Raw genomic sequence first — 19687 nt, 5'->3', positions numbered from 1 at the left:
AATGAAATTAGCTTTGATTAGCTTAGGTTGTAGTAAAAATTTGGTAGATAGTGAACACTATTTAGGAATTTTATCTAAAAGAAAGGGCATGGAGCTAACAAGTGAGGTAGCAGAAGCTGACATAGTAATTGTTAATACTTGTGGTTTTATAGGAGATGCAAAAGAGGAGTCAATAGAGACTATTCTAGAAGTAAGTGAACTTAGAGAGACTGGAAACTTAAAAAAATTGATAGTAGCTGGTTGTTTAGCACAAAAATATTCAGAGGAGATATTAAAAGAGCTTCCTGAAGTTGATGCAGTAATAGGAACTGGTGATATAGATAAGATAGAGAGAGTTGTAGATGAGATTTTAGCTGATAAAAAAGTGGTTGAAACAACAAACCTAACTTTCCTAGCTAATGCTAACACAGAGAGAGTTATAACAACTGCAGCACATACAGCTTACTTAAAGATATCAGAAGGGTGTAATAGAGCTTGTACTTACTGTATAATACCACAGATGAGAGGAAGATTAAGAAGTAGAAGTATAGAGGATATAGTACAAGAAGCTAAGCAATTAGTGGCTAGTGGAGTAAAAGAGATAAATCTTTTGGCACAGGAAACTACTGAGTATGGAATTGATCTATATGGAGACAAGAAGCTGGCAGCTCTGATGAAAGAGTTATGTAAGATAGATGGATTAAAATGGTTAAGAACTTATTATATGCACCCAGAGTATGTAACAGATGAGTTAATCGAAGTGATGAAAACTGAAGAGAAGATCTGTAAATACTTTGATGTACCAATACAACATGTTTCAGACAATATATTGAGAAATATGGCTAGAGCAAAGAGTGGAGAACAGGTAAAAAGTGTTTTAAATAGAATAAGAACAGCTATTCCAGATGCTACAATTAGAACAACTCTTATCGTTGGTTTCCCTGGAGAAACAGAGGAGAACTTCCAAGAGTTAATGGAGTATGTAAGAGAGTTCGAGTTTGATTATGCAGGTGTATTCAAATATTCAAGAGAAGAGGATACAGTAGCTTATGGATTACCTGATCAGGTTCCAGAAGAGATAAAAGAGAGAAGATATGCAGAGCTTGTAAATTTACAAAGCGAGATAGCAGAGAGAAAAAATAGAAAATTACTAGGACAAGAGATAGAAGTTATGATAGATGGTGTTTCTAGTGAAAGTGAGTACCTATTAGAAGGAAGAACAAGAGGACAGGCATTGGAGATAGATGGAAAAGTTCTAACAACTGATGGTACAGCAAAACCTGGGGAAATTGTTAAAGTTAAGTTTGAACAGAATTTTGAGTATGATTTTGTTGGACCAATAGTAAAAAATGAAAAATAGAGAATAAAAAATATAAAGGAGAGCATAAAAATGAATTTACCAAATAAATTAACATTTTTAAGACTTGTACTCGCTGTACCTTTTATATACTTTCTTCAGTTTTCAAATGAGGGAGGATTTAGTTATAGGGCAATAGCTTTTGTTATATTTGTGATAGCATCCCTTACAGATTTTTTTGATGGATACCTAGCAAGAAAACATAATTTGGTAACAGATTTTGGTAAAATTATGGATCCATTGGCTGATAAGGTTCTTGTTATATCAGCATTAGTCATATTTGTTGATTTGGGATATATCCCTTCATGGATGTCAATTGTAGTGATTGCAAGAGAATTTTTAATAAGTGGGATAAGAATGCTAGCTGCTGCTAAAGGAGAGGTTATACCAGCAGGAAAGCTAGGGAAGTATAAGACAACTAGTCAGATGATAGTGATACTTATAATGATTATTTTTGGGGATAATAAGTGGAATATCTATATGATGATGATTCCAGTTATATTAACACTATGGTCTGGTTGGGAATATACTTCTAAAGCAAAACATTATTTTTTAAACTCAAAATAGAAAGAGGTACTAGATATGATTTTAATTGTAAGGATAGTAGATCTATTAGTTAGTGTAATAAACACTCTTATTTTAATAAGAGTTGTTCTTTCATGGTTATCACCAATGTCAAGAAATGGATTTACAGAGTTAATATATAATACAACGGAGCCAATATTAAGACCATTTAGAATGCTTATACCTATAGGAAATATGAGAATGGATATTTCGCCTATTATAGCATATTTCTTTTTTATAATTTTGAGAAGATTAATTTTTATGCTTATATTTTAATAGGGAAGCTTAAAGCTTCTCTATTTTTGTAATTTAAAAATGAAACTTTTAAGGAGAAAAAGATGGAAGATATAGTGAGTGAATACCATATACCAGTGTTATACAGAGAGTGTATAGATAACTTGGTAGTAGATAAGAATGGAGTATATTTAGATTGTACTTTAGGTGGAGGTGGTCATTCAGAGGGGATCTTAAAAGAACTATCTGAAAATGGGCATCTTATATCAATAGATCAAGATCAACAAGCAATAGATTTTGCTAAGAAGAGATTGGAAAAATATGGAAAAAAATGGGAAGTATTTAAGAATAATTTTGAAAATTTAGATATGGTACTATACATGGCTGGATATGATAAAGTTGATGGAATTTTAATGGATATTGGAGTTTCTTCAACACAGTTAGATGATCCAGAGAGGGGATTTTCTTATAGATATGATACAAAGTTAGATATGAGAATGAATAGAAGTAACCCATTATCAGCTTATGAAGTTGTAAATGAGTACCCAGAGGAAAAATTATCTAAGATAATATTTGAGTATGGGGAAGAGAGAAATGCTAGAAAGATAGCTAAGTTTATATGTGAAGCTAGAGCTGAGAAAAACATAGAGACAACAGGAGAACTCGTAGCTATAATAAAGAGAGCTTATCCAGAGAGAGCTCAAAAACACCCAGCTAAGAAGACTTTCCAAGCTATTAGAATAGAGGTTAATAGAGAGTTAGAGGTTTTAGAAAAAGCTATAGATAAGGCTGTGGACTCTCTAAAAGTGGGAGGAAGATTGGGAATTATAACTTTCCACTCATTAGAAGACAGATTGGTAAAAACAAAATTTAAAGATTTGGCTACTGCTTGTAAGTGTCCTCCAGGATTGCCAATATGTGTGTGTGGTGGAAAGGCAAAGGTAAAACTAATAACTAAAAAACCAATAGTTCCAGAAGGAGAAGAGGTAGAGTTTAATAACAGAGCACACTCATCAAAATTGAGAGTAGTTGAAAGGATAGGTTAAGATGAGAATTGTAGCAATATTTTTAGTTGGATTGATTTCAGTGTGGTTATACCATGGGAATCTGTTAGTTAAGGTATCTAGATTAGAGTTATCCATTAAAACTGGAAATAAACAGTTAGATGAGCTACAAAAAGAGCTTGAAAAAAAAGAGTTACAGTACGATTCACTCATGGATTTAGAGAGAATTGGAAATGAGATGAAAAAAAAGAAAAATATGAGTATTTCAAATGAGATAAAGTTCTTTAAAATAGAGGAGTAATATCTAATGTTAAAAAAAAATCAAATAATAGAGATAAAGATAGACAAGATAGTAAATGGCGGAGAAGGTTTGGGATACTACAATGATTTTGCAGTGTTTGTTCCAATGTCTGTGCCAAATGATATACTAAAAATAAAGATAATATCTGTAAAGAAAAGCTATGCTAGAGGTCTGATAGAGGAGATTGTAGAAGCTGGAGAAGAGAGGGTAGAGGACAGGAGTAAGATAACATTTGAAGATTTTCAAGGTTGTGATTTTGGAATGTTGCAATATTCAGCACAGTTAAAGTATAAAAAACTGATGGTTGAAGATGTGATGAGAAAGATTGGAAAATTAGAAAATGTGAGAGTCAATGATGTATTGGGAAGTGTAGAACCATACCATTATCGTAATAAGATAATAGAGCCGTTCTCTAAGTATAATGGAGAGATTATTACAGGTTTCTTTAAAAGAAAATCACATGACGTATTTCAAGTGGAGGAAAATATATTAAATTCAAAACTTGGAAATGAGATAATAAGAGAGTTAAAAAAGATATTAAACAGAGAAAAAGTATCAGTTTATGACGAGAAAGAGCACAGTGGAATATTGAGACATATTATGGTAAGAACAAACTCAAAAGATGAAGCTATGGTAGTCTTAATAATAAATGCTACAAAGGTAGAGAAGAGATATAAAGATATCCTAATGGAGTTAAAAAATAAAATAGGTCAAATAAAATCTATATATGTATCGTTGAATAATAGAAGAACTAACTTTGCTTTAGGAGAGAAGAATATCTTTATTTGGGGAGAAAAGAGTATAAAAGAGGAGATTGATGGGATACACTTCAACATCTCACCAAAATCTTTTTTCCAGATAAACTTGCCACAAACTAAGAGATTATACAATGTAGCTATAAATTATTTTGAAAATATAGAGAATAAATATATAGTAGATGCTTATTCAGGAACTGGTACTATTGCTATGATACTTTCTAAAAAAGCTAAAAAAGTATATGCAATAGAGCTAGTTGAATCAGCAACACTTGATGGAGTAAAGACAGCACAGGAGAATGAAATAGAGAATATTCAGTTTATAAATGGAGCTGTAGAGGATAAGATGTTAGAATTAATCAACAGAGGAGATAAAGTTGATGCTGTTATTTTTGATCCACCAAGAAAAGGGATAGAGGAAAAAAGTTTGATAAAAACATCAGAGAGTGGAATAAAAGAGATTGTTTATATTTCATGTAATCCATCTACTTTTGCTAGAGATGCTGAAATTTTGACTAGACTAGGTTATAAAATAGATGAAGTACAGCCAGTGGATATGTTTCCAGGAACATCTCATACTGAGGTAGTAGGAAGATTTTATAAATAGGAGAAGAGAGTTATGAAAATAATATTGTTTATAGTATTAGCTTATATTTTAGGAGCTTTACCTAATGGTGTATGGATAGGAAAATATTTTAAAAACATAGATATTAGAAACTATGGTAGTAAAAACTCAGGAGCAACTAATGCTTATAGAGTACTGGGAGCTAGATATGGAATAATGGTCCTTATAGCAGATGCATTAAAGGGATTTTTACCACCATTTATAGCTAGTAAATATGGAGTTGAAGGAAATTATTTGTTACTTATAGGTATGATAGCTATAATAGGGCATACACTATCGTTTTTTCTGAACTTTAAGGGTGGAAAAGGTGTTGCAACAAGTTTAGGAGTATTTTTATTTCTAGTTCCAAATGTAACTTTAACACTTTTAATAATATTTATAGTGGTAGTGGCTATTACGAGATACATCTCTCTTGGATCAATAATAGCTTCAACAATGTTACCAATATTAACATATTTTTATCCAATAAAAAATGGAATAGACAGAGTACCATTAGTTATAATGACAGCATTAATAGGTGGATTTGTTGTATATAAACATAAAAGTAATATTGGAAGACTTCTTAATGGAACAGAGAATAAATTCAAACTAAAATAGGAGGAAGTTATGAAAAAAGTTGTTATAATAGGAGCAGGAAGCTGGGGAACAGCTTTAGGACTAGTATTGGCAAGTAAAGAGTATGAAGTTACTATGTGGGAATATGATAGAGAAAAAGCTGAAGAGATTCAAAGCTCAAGAGAGAATAAGAGATATCTTCCTGGAATAAAGTTTCCAGATAATCTGAATGTAACATCTGAGAGCAAAGATCTATTAAAAGGGATAAAATATGTTATATTTTCAGTACCTTCACAGGTATTAAGAGGTGTAGTTAGAAATTTTTCACACCAGTTAACTGAAGATATGATATTGGTAAATACTGCAAAAGGGATAGAGGTTTCTACTGGAATGAGATTATCTCAAGTTATGAAAGATGAGATAATAGGAAAATATCATAAAAATATAGTGGTATTATCAGGACCAACTCACGCTGAAGAGGTAGCTATAGGAATACCTACAACAATAGTTGCTGCTGGACTGAAGGAAAAGGCTGGAGAGATACAAGAACTATTTAATACAAAGAATTTTAGAGTGTATCTGAATGAGGATATAGTAGGAGTAGAGCTAGGAGCAGCTGTAAAAAATTGCTTGGCAATAGGAGCTGGAATAGCTGATGGAATGGGATTTGGAGATAATACAAAAGCAGCTTTAATAACAAGGGGAATAGCTGAGATGGTAAGATTTGGAAAGGTTTTAGGTGCTGATGAGAGAACTTTTTCAGGTTTGAGTGGAATAGGAGATTTAATAGTTACTTGTGCAAGTAAGCACAGTAGAAATAGACATGTAGGTGAATGTTTAGGTAAAGGGCAAACAATTGAGGAGATACTAGCAAATATGACTATGGTAGCTGAGGGAGTTCCTACTGTAAAAGCAGTGTATGAACAGGCTAAGAACTTAGGAATATCAATGCCAATTGTAGAGGCTACATACAATATTATTTATAATAATGCCAACGCAAAAAATATGGTAGAAGCTTTGATGGAAAGAGAATTAAAGGTAGAATTTTACTAAGATAAACAAAAAGTGGGGATGTAATATGCTAGATAGGGACCTTATCTCATTTTATTTAGAAGATATAAGAAAATATGATGTTTTAGATAAAAATGAAGAAATAGAATTACTAAAAAAAGCGAAAGCTGGAGATAATGAAGCAAAGAATAGGTTGATTTTATGTAATTTGAGATTGGTAGTTAATATTGCTAAAAGTTATACCAACAGAGGGTTGAGTCTTATAGATTTAATAAGTGAAGGAAATTTTGGATTGATCTATGCTGTTGAAAAATTTGATATAGATAAGGGATTCAGATTTTCTACATATGCTGTATGGTGGATAAAACAATCTATTAATAAAGCTATTATCTGTAAGGGTAGGGGAATTAGAATTCCTTCATATAAATATGATCTTTTAAACAGAGTAAATAAGTATGTAACTCAAAGGGTTAAAGAGGAGGGTGTCTATCCAACTGTAGAAGAGATAGCCCAAGATCTAAAGTTGGATAAGGATAAGGTAGATGATATTATCTTAACTTTCCAAGATCCAATGTCTTTGAGTGCAAGTATAGGTGATGATATATATTTAGAGGATACAATAGCAGATAATATAGATCATACTTTGGAAGATGAGATAATTGAAGAGATTGGAAGAAGCCAGTTGAGAGAGCTTGTAGAGGTACTTGATACACGTGAAAAGCAGATTTTAACCTTGAGATATGGTTTAGATGGTGAAGAGATACATACTTTAGAGGAGATAGGACAAACTTTTAACATAACTAGGGAGAGAGTAAGACAGATTGAAAAGAAAACTTTAAAAAAATTAAAGAATCAATATAGTAAAAATAACAATAAATTCTTTTAATAATGATTTATTCTGAAAGGAGACCATAGAGTGAAGATTATAATAGAAAGATTAGAATTTTTAAAAAGACTGAGAATCATAGAAAAGGTAATAACAGAAAATAAGATCAGACCAATAATATCATGTGCATATGTGGAAACAAGAGGAGATAAACTATTTTTCTGTGGGACAAACTTAGAGTCAACTATTACAACTGAGATGAAGTGTAGTGAGGTAATAGAGGGTGGAAAAATTGTTTTTCAATACCAGTTGGTAGAAGAGTATTTGAAAGAATTGAAAGACGAGGTTGTGACATTTATTGAAAAAGATGGAAATCTATTGATAGAGAGTTCAGATTCAGCTTCAGAGTTTTCATTGATGGACGCTTCAGATTTTCCTAAAATATTAGTAGATGAAAACTTTTCAGAAAAGACAGAGATATTTAAAATAGAGAGTCAAGAGTTAGCTAATATATTTGAAAAGGTTAAGTATGCAGCAGCTCTTTCAAGTGACAATTTAGCAATAAACTGTGTAAAAATGGAAAATGAAAAAAACAGATTAAAATTTATTACAACAGATACATATAGACTTGTGTATTTAGAGAAGGAGTTAGATGAGATAACAGAGGATATTGAAGTTAGCATTCCTCTTAATACAGTTGAGTCAATGACAAAATTATTGAGAAGTATAGAGAATACAGAGATAAAATTTTATTTTATAAATAAAAGTATCTTCTTTAAAATGGAAGATGTATTGATTGTAAGTAGGGTTATAGATATGGCATTCCCAAATTATAAGGGAATTTTGAAAAATAATAACTATGATAAAAAACTTACAATAAAAGCAGAAGTATTTATGAAAATGTTAAAAAGAATTATTATTTTTGTAAGAAATAACTCTGAATCAAAATATGGAGCTACTTTTCAATTGAATAATGGTGAATTAAAAGTAAATGGTGTAAATGAAATTGCTAAAATTAATGAGGAGTTAAAAGTAGAGTATGAGGGAGATAATATAAGAATAGCACTGAATACAAAATTTTTAGCTGACTTTATACAAAATTTAGATAAAGAGAAGGAGATAACTTTAGAATTTATCGCTTCTAATAACTCTGTAAAGATAAGAGAAAACGAGGTAGAGGAGTATATTTATATACTGATGCCATTAGCTTTAAAAGACTAATTTTTCTAAGAAAAAAATAAAATGTACAATTTTTGAAAAAATAAAACTTACAATTATTTAAAAAGTATGATACAATATATTGTACTGCATTAAGAAAACATAGGATTATTCTCTGAATTATAAATTAATAAAAAATTTATTATCTTTTTATCCGCTAAATTGCTTATATAAAATTAGAACAGAGAGATTCCTATAATATGACAGTAAACAACTTATTATAGGACACATAGGTGGACAGATAAGAAATTTGTAATTGTAAGGATGTGAATAATGGAAAAATTAGAAAAATTTAGAGAATTAGGATTAAGTGAAAAAACATTAAAGGCTTTGGCAAAAAAGGGGTATGAACAACCTACTCCAATACAGGCATTAACAATACCAGCTCTATTAAATGGAGATAAAGATATAATAGGACAGGCTCAAACAGGAACAGGAAAAACTGCAGCATTTTCATTACCAATACTTGAGAATTTTGAACCAAATAAAAATATTCAAGCTATAGTATTAGCTCCAACTAGAGAGTTAGCTCTACAAGTAGCAGAGGAGATGAATAGCTTAGCACACGGTAAGAAGATAAGAATTACTCCTGTATATGGAGGACAATCAATAGAGTTCCAAATAAGACAATTAAAAAAAGGAACAGATATCATTGTTGGAACTCCAGGAAGAGTTATGGACTTAATGGATAGAAAACTTATTAAGTTACAAGACTTAAAGTTTTTCATTCTTGATGAAGCAGATGAGATGTTAAATATGGGATTTGTTGAGGACATAGAAAAGATTCTTGAAGCGACAAATGAAGATAAGAGAATGCTATTTTTCTCAGCAACTATGCCAAATGAGATATTGAAGATAGCTAAAAATCATATGAAAGAGTATGAAGTATTAGCTGTAAAAGCTAGAGAGTTAACAACAGATTTAACTGACCAAATATATTTTGAAGTGCATGAGAGAGATAAATTTGAAGCTTTATGCAGAATAATTGATTTAACAAAAGAGTTCTATGGAATTGTTTTCTGTCGTACAAAAAATGATGCTAACGATCTAGTAGGAAAGTTAAATGATAGAGGGTATGATGCAGAAGGATTACATGGAGATATTAGCCAAAACTATAGAGAAGTTACTTTGAAAAGATTTAAGGCTAAAAAGATAAATGTACTTGTAGCAACTGATGTAGCTGCTAGAGGGATAGACGTAAATGATCTATCACATGTAATTAACTACTCTATTCCTCAAGAAGCTGAGAGTTATGTACACAGAATAGGAAGAACTGGAAGAGCAGGAAAAGAGGGAACTGCTATTACATTTATAACTCCACAAGAGTATAGAAGACTTCTTCAGATTCAAAGAATAGTTAAAACTGAGATCAGAAAAGAGAGAGTACCTGAAGTTAAAGATGTAATTCAAGCTAAAAAGTTTAGACTTATGGAAGAGTTAAATGGAATTTTAGCTGAAGGAAACTATGATAACTTTAAAGAGTTTGCTAAGGAACTTTTAAACGGTGAGCAAGCATTGGATATAGTATCAGCTCTATTGAAACATGCTTATGATGATATTCTAGATGAAAATAATTACAATGAGATAAGTGAAGTTAAGCTAGAAAAATCTGGAAAAGTTAGATTGTTTATAGCATTGGGAAGAAAAAATGCTATGACTCCTAAGAAATTGGTGGACTATGTAATAAAAAGATCAAAAGTTGATGATAGAAAGATAAAAAATGTAGAGGTATTTGAAAACTTCTCATTTATGTCAGTTCCATTTACAGAAGCTGAAATGATACTTGAAGCATTCCAAAAAGAGAAAAATGGAAAGAAACCATTAGTAGAAAAAGCTAAGGATAAATCAGGGGACTCTAGCAAAGGTAAAGAGAGAAAAGAGAACTCAAGAAGAAAGAAAAAAGAGAACTAAAAACAATTGATATTAAAATAATTAAATAGAAGAAGGGAGAAATTTTTATTCAATAAAATTTCTCCTTTTTTCATAAAAAAATATAATTACTACTCAAAGCTCTCTATTTATGGTATAATTAGAGCATTGAAAGCTAAGTTAGGAAGTGAAAAAAATGGGAAGAATAGTATATTTTACAGGTGGAGCTAGGAGTGGAAAGAGTCTTCAAGCAGAAAAATATATTTTTGATAAAGAGTATACACAGAAAATATATTTAGCTACTTCAATTCCATTTGATGATGAGATGAAAGCTAGGGTAAAAAAGCATAAAGAGCAACGAGGAGAAAATTGGATAACAATTGAAGGGTATAGCAATCTCATTGAAAAAATTTCACCGTATGCAGAGAGAGATGGAGTAATTCTTTTAGATTGTCTAACTAATATGGTAACCAATCTTATGATAATGGATAGAGAGTGTGATTGGGATAATATCTCAACTGATGAAGTAGATAGGATAGAATTAGAGATTAAAGATGAGATTGAAAGCTTTTTTGAGTATGTGAAAAATCAAAAGATAGATGTGGTAGTTGTTTCCAATGAGTTGGGAATGGGGGTTGTTCCAGCCTATCCGCTAGGAAGATATTTTAGAGATATATGTGGAAGAATGAATCAAATAGCTGGAACTTATGCAGATGAGGCCTATATGGCAGTATCAGGTTTACAATTAAAATTAAAATAGATGTAATGGAGGAAATATATGAACGGAATAGCACTACTTTTTAAATTTATGACAAGATTACCCGTTGGGTTTGAGCCAAAATTTGATTCAGATAACTTAGGAAAGAGTATGAAATTTTTTCCTATAGTTGGAATGGTAATGGGAATAATTTTATTTGGATTTTATTGGGGGTTAAGTTATATAATTTATTCGCCAATGGTAATGGCTGTAATATTAGTGATAATAGAGGTAATTTTAACAGGTGGATTACATCTAGATGGACTTGCAGATACTTTTGATGGAATATTCAGTTATAGAAGTAAGCAGAAGATGTTGGATATAATGAAGGACTCAAGATTGGGGACAAATGGTGGATTAGTATTAATACTTTATTTTATACTTAAGGTTGCTCTAATCTATGAATTGGAAATGGTTGTAGGTTTATCAACTGGGGTTATATTTTTATTGATTCCAGCTTTTGCAAGATTAAATAGTGTAATTAACTGTGCTTCAGCTCCATATGCAAGAGCTACTGGAATGGGAAAAACTTTTGTGGATCATACTAATTCTTGTGGAGTGTTAGTGGCAACAGTACTAACTTTAATATATGGTGCAGTTGTATGTAAGATTTTTATGCTACCTTATACACTATTAATTACAATACCAGTATTAATGGTGTTAGGATACATATTTGCAAAACTTATGACTAGAAAAATAGGTGGAATAACAGGGGATACATTGGGAGCTGTTGTTGAACTTTCAGAGGTAATAGGAATATTCGTTTTATATGTGTGTACAGCTGTTTTACTATAGAGGTGTAATATGGGAAAACTTATCTTAGTGAGACATGGACAGACAGACATGAATGTAGATGGAACATATTTTGGTTGGTTGGATCCAGAGCTTAATAGTAAGGGAAGAGAGCAGGTAAAGAAAGCTACAACCAAGTTATCTCAGATTCATTATGACAATATCTACTCTAGTGATTTAAAGAGATGTTATGAAACAGCTCAGATGATAAATTATTTAAATAGAGATATAGTTACAGATAAAAGGCTAAGAGAGATAAACTTTGGAATTTTTGAAGGACTTACCTATGAGGAGATAAAGAAAAAATATCCTGAAGAGTGTGAAAGAAGTGAAAAAGAGTGGGAAACTTATAACTTTGTTTCTGGAGAGAGTCCGAGAGATATGCAAAAAAGAGCAGTGGAGTTTGTGGAACAGCTAGATCTTACAAAGGATAATCTAGTGATAACTCACTGGGGAGTTATCAATTGTATATTGAGTTGGTATTTCTCTAAAGAGTTGGAGAGTTATTGGAAGTATTCATTAGAAAATGGTGGGATCTGTATAATTGAATTTGTAGATAGATATCCTGTAATGAAGGGATTAAACATATAAATAGGGTGATAAAAGTGAAGGGAATAAAGAGTATTTTAGGGAGTGTAGATGGAAAAGATCTAGAGAGCATAAAATTAGCTCAAGAGGAATTGGATAGAAAGATGAAGCCACAGGGAAGTTTGGGAGTGATAGAGAAGATTGCTCTAAAATTGGCGGGAATATATGGATATCCAGTAAAAAATATAGATAAAAAATGTCATATTGTAGCTTCTGCAGATAATGGGATTATTGAAGAGGGTATATCTTCATGTCCAGAGGAGTATACAAGAATAGTATCAGAGGCAATGCTGAATAGAATAGCTTGTATTGGGTTGTTTACAAAAAGATTGGGCGTTGAGTTTAATTTAGTAGATATTGGAATAAAGGAAGCAATTCCAAGAGAGTATGCCAATCTGTATGATAGAAATGTAAAAAGAGGAACTAATAACTTTTACAAAGAGCCAGCAATGAGTAGAGAAGAGTGTTTGAAAGCCATAGAGATAGGTATGGATATGATAAAGGAAAAATCTGAAGGAGTAACTATTTTTTCAAATGGAGAGATGGGAATAGGAAATACTTCTACAAGCTCTGCAGTATTATACTCTTTAACTAGAGGGGATATAGATGAGATAGTAGGAAGAGGTGGAGGTCTTTCTGACTCTGGATTACTAAAAAAGAAAAAAGTGATAAAAGAGTCTTGTGAAAGATATAACACATTTGAGATGGATCCTGTTGATATCTTAGCTCATGTTGGTGGTTTGGATATAGCTTGTATGGTGGGAATGTATCTAGGAGCCTTAAAATATAGACAGTTGATGCTTGTAGATGGTTTTATCTCAGCAGTAGCAGCTTTAACAGCTTGTAGAATAGAGCCAAAAGTAAAAGATTTTATACTTCTTACACATATGAGTGAAGAGCCAGGAATGAAGGTTGTATTGGATAATTTAGATGAAAAAGCTTTTTTGAATATGGAGATGAGATTGGGAGAGGGAACAGGTGCTGTACTCACTTATCCAATGATAGAGTGTGCTATTGATATGATAAACGGGATGAAAACACCAGTAGCTGTATATGAACTTTTTAAATAGAACTCTTTTTAGGAGGAAGATATATGGAGAGTAAAGTTGAGGGTCATAGAGAAAGACTTAGAAAAAAATATTTACAGGGAGGCTATTCAGCTTTTCACGAATATGAGATACTAGAACTTTTATTGACATATGTGATACCTAGAAAAGATACTAAGCCAATAGCTAAAGAGTTGATAGAAAAATTTGGAAATTTAGACAATGTAGTAAGTGCTAATTATGAGGAGCTTTACAGTATAACAGGGATAAAGGAGAGCAGTGCAATCTTTCTAAAAATATTGGGAGATCTGTCTAAAAATCTCTATAGAGGAGAATTAGAGAGAGAGGAGATACAACTTAGAGATAAAAACTCTCTTTTGAGATATTTGAGAAGTGAGATTGGATTTTCAAATCGAGAGGAGTTTAAAGTCTTATTTGTAAATAATTTCAATGTACTTACAGGGAGTGAAACTCTTTTTACGGGAACAATAGATAAGAGTGCTGTATATCCGAGAGAGATCTTAGAGAGAGCGTTATTTTATAAGGCTAAGGGAGTGATATTTGCACATAATCACCCTTCTGGAAATATTAGACCTTCTAAGCAGGATATACAGATAACTGAACATATGAAAGAGGTTTTAGAACTGGTTGAAATAAAGTTATTAGAGCATATAATTGTGACAAGAGACGGATATTTTAGCTTTTTAGAAGAAGGCTTGATTTAGAAGCTTGTATTGTGACAAAAATTATGATAAGATGATATAAAATATGTGTGTAGCAAAACTTGGAGGATTAATGGAAAATTTAAATAAAGAACAACAAGAGATACCTCAAGAACCTAAATTTTATAATGTATTAGGAGTTATGTTTGAGGTTACTAAGAAGAGATACTACTTTGAAGTTGTAGATAAAGTTGAGTATAAAAAGGGAGATAAGGTAATAGTTGATACTATAAGAGGAAAAGAGATTGGAGTAGTTTATGGAGAACCAAGAATGATAAATGAAAAAGATCTAGTTCTACCTTTGAAACCAGTGTTGAAAAAAGCAAGTAAAGAGGAAGAGGAGAAGTACAAAGAGTTAAAAAAACTATCTCTAGAAGCTAAAAATATCTGTAAAGAGAGAATAAATCATCATAAATTACCAATGAAACTTGTAGAAACTGAGTATACATTTGATAAGACAAAATTGATATTTTACTTTACAGCAGAGGGAAGAATAGATTTTAGAGATCTGGTAAAGGACTTGGCTAATATATTTAGAGTTAGAATAGAGTTGAGACAGATCGGTGTTAGAGATGAAGCTAGAATATTGGGTACAGTAGGAGTATGTGGAAAAGAGCTATGTTGTAGAACTTTTATTAATAAATTTGACTCTGTATCTATAAAGATGGCAAGAGATCAGGGATTGGTAATAAATCCAGCAAAAATCTCTGGAGTGTGTGGAAGATTACTTTGCTGTATAAATTATGAGTATCAGCAATATGAAGAGGCATTAAGACGTTATCCAGCAGTTAATCAGCATGTAAAGACTCCAAGTGGAGACGGAAAAGTTATGAGTATAAGTCCTTTAAATGGGTATCTGTTTGTAGATGTAGAGAATAAAGGTATGATAAAATTTGATGTAGATGAGATTAGATTCAATATAAAAGAGGCAAATAGATTGAAAAATGCTAAGACAGCAGAGGAGTTAGCTCATAAGGAGTTAGAGAAGGAATAGTTATGTTGTGTAAAGATGAAAATATGACATTACTAAAGGATAATTATAAGATTATTCAAAAAATAAATGGATTTAGATTTTCAGTAGATGCAGTGATACTATCAGACTTTTTTTTACCTAGTAAAAGTGGAAAAATATTGGATATAGGAACTGGAAATGGAGTGATTCCAATACTACTTTATGCTAAGGATAAGGGAAAGGATATAACAGGGATAGATATCCAAGAGGAGAATGTTCTATTAGCTAAAAAAAATGTAACATTAAATAGCTTAGATGAGTATATAAAAATAATAGGTTGTGATATCAAGGATTATTCAATGGGTAATTCCTTTGATTATATAGTTTCAAACCCACCATATATGAAGGTAGACGGAAAGAAACAAAATGATTTAACAAGTAAGGCTATAGCTAGACACGAGATAAAACTTAACTTATTGGAGCTTGTAAAAAGTGCTAAAAAACTTTTAAAACCAAGAGGAAGTTTTACCTTTGTACACCAAAGTTATAGATTTACAGAGATTGCAAAAGTATTGGAAGAGTGTGGTTTTTCTCTGAAAAGAGTGAGATTTGTCTATTTTTCTAAGGAGAAAAATTCAAATCTTGTTTTGATTGAAGCTTGGAAAGGAAAAAAAGCACAATTGGAGATAATGCCTCCTCTTTTTCTTGAGGAGAGTGGTTATTAAAAGAGAAAAAAGTAACTATAATTGATTGACAACGAGATTTTTATTATCAAAACAGAAGGAGAAAATTTACGAGAACAAAATGGAACTTTTAAAATTTGTTGAACAAGATGATCTAAAAGGATTTAAAGAAAATTTAGATATGGACTCTATTGAGGAGTTGGATGATAAGAAAAATACAATTTTACATCTTTGTGTAGAAATGGATAAGTATGAGTTTGTAGATGCTTTATTATACAATGGGGCAGATCCTAATGCTAAGAATAAAGATGGAAATACAGCTCTACATATTTCAGCTCAAAAAGATAGTGGAAAGATAATGGAAATTTTATTAGAATTTGGTGGAGATTTAGATATAAAAAATAATCATCAGAGAACAGCTATTAACTTAGCAAGAGTTTCTAAGTCAAACAATGTACTAAAAGTTATTGAAAATAGTGGTGCTGATTATGTAGGAGCTGGAAGTGGCTTTGAAAAGATGAGTCATCATAGAAGATTAGAAGATTATTAAAATAATTGTAAATAAAAAAGAAGAAAGTTGGATAAACAATTTTCTTCTTTTTTCATTAAATAGTATAAAGATTATTTCAAAACTTTTTCATATGCTATTTTATCCCCAGCAATAAATACTAATCCACAATACTCATAACCATTTTTTTCAAATAGGTGTTTCATAGTTAGATTGTCAGGTGCAGTATCAACTCTTACTGATGAGATATTTTTACTTATTGCTAAATTCTCAGCAAATTTAAAAAGTTCACTTCCATACCCCTTTCCTCTAAGAGTTTTATGCATAGCACATCTATGTATAGAAGCGTACTCAGAATCAGTTTTCCAAGCTCCTCTAATAGCTCTATAGATCTCATCATCAACAAAATCTACCACAAGGTACCCTCTTACAAGATTATCTACAATTAAAACATATCCTATCTTTTTTTCTATATCTCCTAAGATAACCTCTCTATTTGGATATTCTCCATTCCATTGAGTAAGACCATTTTCTTTCATATAATCTTTAGCATGGGATATTATCTCTAAAATATCTTCTACATCTTTGATTTCAGCTTTTCTAAAATTCATCTTTTCCTCCAATTTAATAAAAATTAACTAAATTATATAGTGCTAAAAATTCTTTGTCAATATTTAAGATAAATTTACAAAGATTTTACAAGAAATAAATAATAAATTAACATAGAAAAGATAAAATTAATTTGTCAAAGAAATTAAAATAGTGTGGAGGGAATTTATGTTAAGTAGAAAAAAAATAATGTTTTTAGGAATGACAATGATGGCAGTGACAAGCTTTGCACAAGCTAAGTATGTATTCTATTTTATAGGAGATGGAATGGGAGCGGGTCAAAGACAGATAACTGAAGAGTTTAAAAAACAGGTGTTAAAAAAAGATGAAAAATTATTGATGAACTCACTACCAACAGTAGGAATAACAACTACTTATTCAGCAAACACTTTAATAACAGATTCAGCAGCAGCAGGAACAGCCCTAGCAACAGGACACAAAACTAACAATGGATATATAGCAAAAGATAAAGATGGAAAAGATTTAAAAACCCTTTTAGAAATAGCACAAGAAAAAGGTATGGCAACAGGATTAGTAACAACTACAAGAATAACTCATGCAACTCCAGCTGTATTTGCTTCACATAATATAGATAGAGATGATGAAAATGGTATAGCTGTTGATTATGTGGATAGTGGTGTAGATTATTTAGCTGGGGGAGGATATAGACATTTTGTTGGAAAAAATAGTGGATTAACAAGTAAAAGAAAAGATGATAGAGATTTAATAGGTGAGTTTAAAGAGAGAGGATATCAAGTATATTTAGGGGAAAAATCAATAAAAGATTTTGAGAAGTGGAATCCTAAAGAGGGAGAAAAAGTTTTAGCTACTTTTAAAGCTTCACATATGCCATATACAATAGATGATAAAAATGGAGAGTATCCAACTTTAAAAGAGATGACTGATAAGGGAATAGAACTTTTATCTAAAGATAAAGATGGATTCTTTATAATGGTAGAGGGAGGAAGAATAGACCATGCTTCTCATGCTCAAGATGTTGCAGGGACAATATATGATACTCTAGCTTTTGATGATGCAATAAAATCAGCATATGAATTTTACAAAAAATATCCACAAGATACATTAATAGTTGTAGCAGCTGACCATGAAACAGGTGGAATGGGATTGGGATTTGGGAATAATTACTATATGAAATTAGATGAGCTAAAAAATGTAAAAGTCTCAATAGAAGATACATTACAAGGGATATATAAAGGAGATAAAACAGAGTATTTTAACTATATTGAAAAAAACTTAGGACTTAAAAATTTAACTGATAAAGAAAAAGAAAGTATTTTAAAAGCTATGAAAATAGAAGATGAGAAGGAAGAGGTTGGAGATACATTTGGTGGATATAGTCCTACTGCAATAGCTGTAGCCCATATTATATCAGAAAGATCAGGAATGCAATGGACTACTTTTGCACATACAGGAGTACAAGTACCATTGGCAGTTGTAGGTGAAGGAGCAGAGAAATTTACAGGATTTAAAGATAACACTGATGTGGCTAGAAGTATAGCTAACAGCATGGGAAAAGAGATAAAATAACCTTAGGGGGTTAATTAGGTTGAAAAAAATAGGAGTTATGATAATAGTATTTTCTCTTACTTTTCTAATTTTTAATGAAAAAATAAGAGAATGTATAGATGAAAAAGTATTAAAAAAAGAGCAGATAGGGAGAGTTATATCAATAGATAACAGTAATATGATAACTCAAGGAATCTCTAGAATAGGAAGTCAAAATTTAGAAGTAGAGATATTAAGTGGAAAGTACCAAGGGGAAGTAATAGAGATAAATAATTTATTGAATGGTAGTATGGAATATGATGAGGTTTATTCAACTGGAGATAAAATTTTAGTTGCAATTTGGGAGAATGAGGGTGAAATAGTAGGGAAAGCACTATCGTTATTAAGAATGGATAAAATTGTGGAATTAGGTTGTATTTTTATAGTTTTATTATTAATCTATGCTAGAGGAATAGGATTTAAATCACTTATATCATTTGTGGGAAGTGTAGTAATAATTTGGGAATACTTAATACCTGCATTAAAAGATGGTGAAAATATATTTTTTATAACAATTATAACTTTAGTATTTTTATCGGCATTGATTATTTTTTTAGTAGCAGGATTTACACGAAAGGGTATCACAGCTTTTTTAGGAACAATGTCTGGATTATTTACTACAGCAAGTTTAACTTTTCTTTTTGGAGATATATTTAGGATAGATGGAATGAATCAGCCTTTTGCTCAAAGCGTTGTTTTTGCAAGTGCTATGAGAATAGATATATTAAAAATATTTTATTCAGCTATAGTGATAGGTGCAAGTGGAGCTGCAATGGATATAGCAATGGATATGGCAGCAACAATAGAGGAGTTAAAATATCATAATCCTAAAATTTCAACTCCTCAACTAATAAAATCTGGATTTAATGTAGGGAGATCTGTAATAGGAACAATGACAACCACATTGTTATTAGCATATTCAGGAGGATTTTTAACTTTAATGATGCTATTTTTAGAAAGAGATATGACATTGTTACAGATTTTAAATATGAAGCTGATAACTTCTGAAATAATTAAAATAATAATAGGGAGCATAGGGTTAGTGGTAGTAGCTCCAATGACAACTTATATAGGGGGAGTGATTTACTCTTTACAAATAGATATGGAGAGTATCTTAAAAAAGAGATGTCCACTTAAAAAAGTTTTTAATATAATTTTAAAATAAG

The 19687-nt window shown here is 31.1% G+C and carries 22 protein-coding genes; 21 read left to right on the top strand and 1 reads right to left on the bottom strand.

The annotated features are described in order from the left end of the window. Window position 1 precedes the first annotated feature (1 nt). The 19 genes from rimO (at window position 2) to ABNK64_RS01445 (ending at window position 16388) form a co-directional block, all read left to right on the top strand. Window positions 2-1339 carry a 30S ribosomal protein S12 methylthiotransferase RimO gene (gene rimO / locus ABNK64_RS01535; RefSeq protein WP_291255414.1) on the top strand — a complete coding sequence of 446 codons (1338 nt, stop codon included), beginning with the start codon at window positions 2-4 and terminating at the stop codon, window positions 1337-1339. 30 nt (window positions 1340-1369) lie between these two features. Then, complete coding sequence (gene pgsA / locus ABNK64_RS01530; protein WP_291255413.1) at window positions 1370-1903, top strand: CDP-diacylglycerol--glycerol-3-phosphate 3-phosphatidyltransferase; 534 nt, start codon at window positions 1370-1372, stop codon at window positions 1901-1903. 15 nt (window positions 1904-1918) lie between these two features. Beyond that, a complete protein-coding gene (locus ABNK64_RS01525; protein WP_300341835.1) occupies window positions 1919-2176 on the top strand; it encodes a YggT family protein in 258 nt (85 codons plus the stop codon). A 62-nt stretch (window positions 2177-2238) separates the two neighbouring features. Further along, window positions 2239-3180, top strand: a complete 942-nt coding sequence (gene rsmH / locus ABNK64_RS01520) for a 16S rRNA (cytosine(1402)-N(4))-methyltransferase RsmH (protein ID WP_300341833.1) — start codon at window positions 2239-2241, stop codon at window positions 3178-3180. Window position 3181: 1 nt separating this feature from the next. Further along, on the top strand, window positions 3182-3439 hold the full coding sequence (locus ABNK64_RS01515) for a hypothetical protein (RefSeq protein WP_291255410.1): 258 nt from the start codon (window positions 3182-3184) through the stop codon (window positions 3437-3439). 6 nt (window positions 3440-3445) lie between these two features. Next, a complete protein-coding gene (gene rlmD / locus ABNK64_RS01510; RefSeq protein ID WP_349763260.1) occupies window positions 3446-4801 on the top strand; it encodes a 23S rRNA (uracil(1939)-C(5))-methyltransferase RlmD in 1356 nt (451 codons plus the stop codon). A 12-nt stretch (window positions 4802-4813) separates the two neighbouring features. Then, window positions 4814-5416: a glycerol-3-phosphate 1-O-acyltransferase PlsY gene (plsY, locus tag ABNK64_RS01505; protein ID WP_349763259.1), complete on the top strand. Its 603-nt coding sequence runs from the start codon at window positions 4814-4816 to the stop codon at window positions 5414-5416. 9 nt (window positions 5417-5425) lie between these two features. Beyond that, a complete protein-coding gene (locus ABNK64_RS01500; protein ID WP_349763258.1) occupies window positions 5426-6427 on the top strand; it encodes an NAD(P)H-dependent glycerol-3-phosphate dehydrogenase in 1002 nt (333 codons plus the stop codon). 25 nt (window positions 6428-6452) lie between these two features. Next, entirely contained in the window at window positions 6453-7271 is an 819-nt protein-coding gene (locus ABNK64_RS01495) for a sigma-70 family RNA polymerase sigma factor (RefSeq protein ID WP_291255406.1), read from the top strand. Window positions 7272-7301: 30 nt separating this feature from the next. After that, window positions 7302-8432 (top strand): DNA polymerase III subunit beta, encoded by a 1131-nt coding sequence (dnaN, locus tag ABNK64_RS01490; RefSeq protein ID WP_349763257.1) that lies wholly within the window; start codon window positions 7302-7304, stop codon window positions 8430-8432. A 270-nt stretch (window positions 8433-8702) separates the two neighbouring features. Beyond that, window positions 8703-10340 (top strand): DEAD/DEAH box helicase, encoded by a 1638-nt coding sequence (locus tag ABNK64_RS01485; RefSeq protein ID WP_291255404.1) that lies wholly within the window; start codon window positions 8703-8705, stop codon window positions 10338-10340. A gap of 154 nt (window positions 10341-10494) precedes the next feature. Continuing rightward, on the top strand, window positions 10495-11058 hold the full coding sequence (gene cobU / locus ABNK64_RS01480) for a bifunctional adenosylcobinamide kinase/adenosylcobinamide-phosphate guanylyltransferase (protein ID WP_349763256.1): 564 nt from the start codon (window positions 10495-10497) through the stop codon (window positions 11056-11058). 18 nt (window positions 11059-11076) lie between these two features. Further along, a complete protein-coding gene (gene cobS / locus ABNK64_RS01475) occupies window positions 11077-11850 on the top strand; it encodes an adenosylcobinamide-GDP ribazoletransferase (protein ID WP_291255402.1) in 774 nt (257 codons plus the stop codon). 9 nt (window positions 11851-11859) lie between these two features. Further along, on the top strand, window positions 11860-12438 hold the full coding sequence (locus ABNK64_RS01470) for a histidine phosphatase family protein (protein ID WP_349763255.1): 579 nt from the start codon (window positions 11860-11862) through the stop codon (window positions 12436-12438). A 14-nt stretch (window positions 12439-12452) separates the two neighbouring features. After that, a complete protein-coding gene (gene cobT, locus ABNK64_RS01465) occupies window positions 12453-13505 on the top strand; it encodes a nicotinate-nucleotide--dimethylbenzimidazole phosphoribosyltransferase (RefSeq protein ID WP_498041121.1) in 1053 nt (350 codons plus the stop codon). A 23-nt stretch (window positions 13506-13528) separates the two neighbouring features. Further along, the gene (gene radC, locus ABNK64_RS01460) at window positions 13529-14206 is read left to right on the top strand and encodes a RadC family protein (RefSeq protein ID WP_291255400.1); all 678 of its coding nucleotides are present in this window, start codon (window positions 13529-13531) and stop codon (window positions 14204-14206) included. Between the two features lie 70 nt (window positions 14207-14276). Then, window positions 14277-15197 carry a PSP1 domain-containing protein gene (locus ABNK64_RS01455; protein WP_349763254.1) on the top strand — a complete coding sequence of 307 codons (921 nt, stop codon included), beginning with the start codon at window positions 14277-14279 and terminating at the stop codon, window positions 15195-15197. Window positions 15198-15199: 2 nt separating this feature from the next. Beyond that, window positions 15200-15880 (top strand): tRNA1(Val) (adenine(37)-N6)-methyltransferase, encoded by a 681-nt coding sequence (locus ABNK64_RS01450; RefSeq protein ID WP_300341823.1) that lies wholly within the window; start codon window positions 15200-15202, stop codon window positions 15878-15880. 79 nt (window positions 15881-15959) lie between these two features. Further along, window positions 15960-16388 (top strand): ankyrin repeat domain-containing protein, encoded by a 429-nt coding sequence (locus ABNK64_RS01445; RefSeq protein ID WP_349763253.1) that lies wholly within the window; start codon window positions 15960-15962, stop codon window positions 16386-16388. A gap of 71 nt (window positions 16389-16459) precedes the next feature. On the opposite strand, the gene ABNK64_RS01440 is transcribed toward ABNK64_RS01445, so the two are convergent. After that, a complete protein-coding gene (locus ABNK64_RS01440) occupies window positions 16460-16957 on the bottom strand; it encodes a GNAT family N-acetyltransferase (RefSeq protein ID WP_349763252.1) in 498 nt (165 codons plus the stop codon). Window positions 16958-17123: 166 nt separating this feature from the next. Between ABNK64_RS01440 and ABNK64_RS01435 the strand changes: the two genes are divergently transcribed. Both ABNK64_RS01435 and ABNK64_RS01430 read left to right on the top strand, forming a co-directional pair. Next, window positions 17124-18503, top strand: a complete 1380-nt coding sequence (locus ABNK64_RS01435; RefSeq protein ID WP_349763251.1) for an alkaline phosphatase — start codon at window positions 17124-17126, stop codon at window positions 18501-18503. A gap of 19 nt (window positions 18504-18522) precedes the next feature. Further along, complete coding sequence (locus tag ABNK64_RS01430) at window positions 18523-19686, top strand: YibE/F family protein (protein ID WP_349763250.1); 1164 nt, start codon at window positions 18523-18525, stop codon at window positions 19684-19686. Window position 19687: the final 1 nt, after the last annotated feature.

This window comes from Fusobacterium sp. SYSU M8D902 (assembly GCF_040199715.1).
Lineage (GTDB): Bacteria > Fusobacteriota > Fusobacteriia > Fusobacteriales > Fusobacteriaceae > Fusobacterium_A.
The sequence above is the reverse complement of the archived record's forward strand: the minus strand, read 5'-3'. Positions and strand labels throughout refer to the sequence as shown.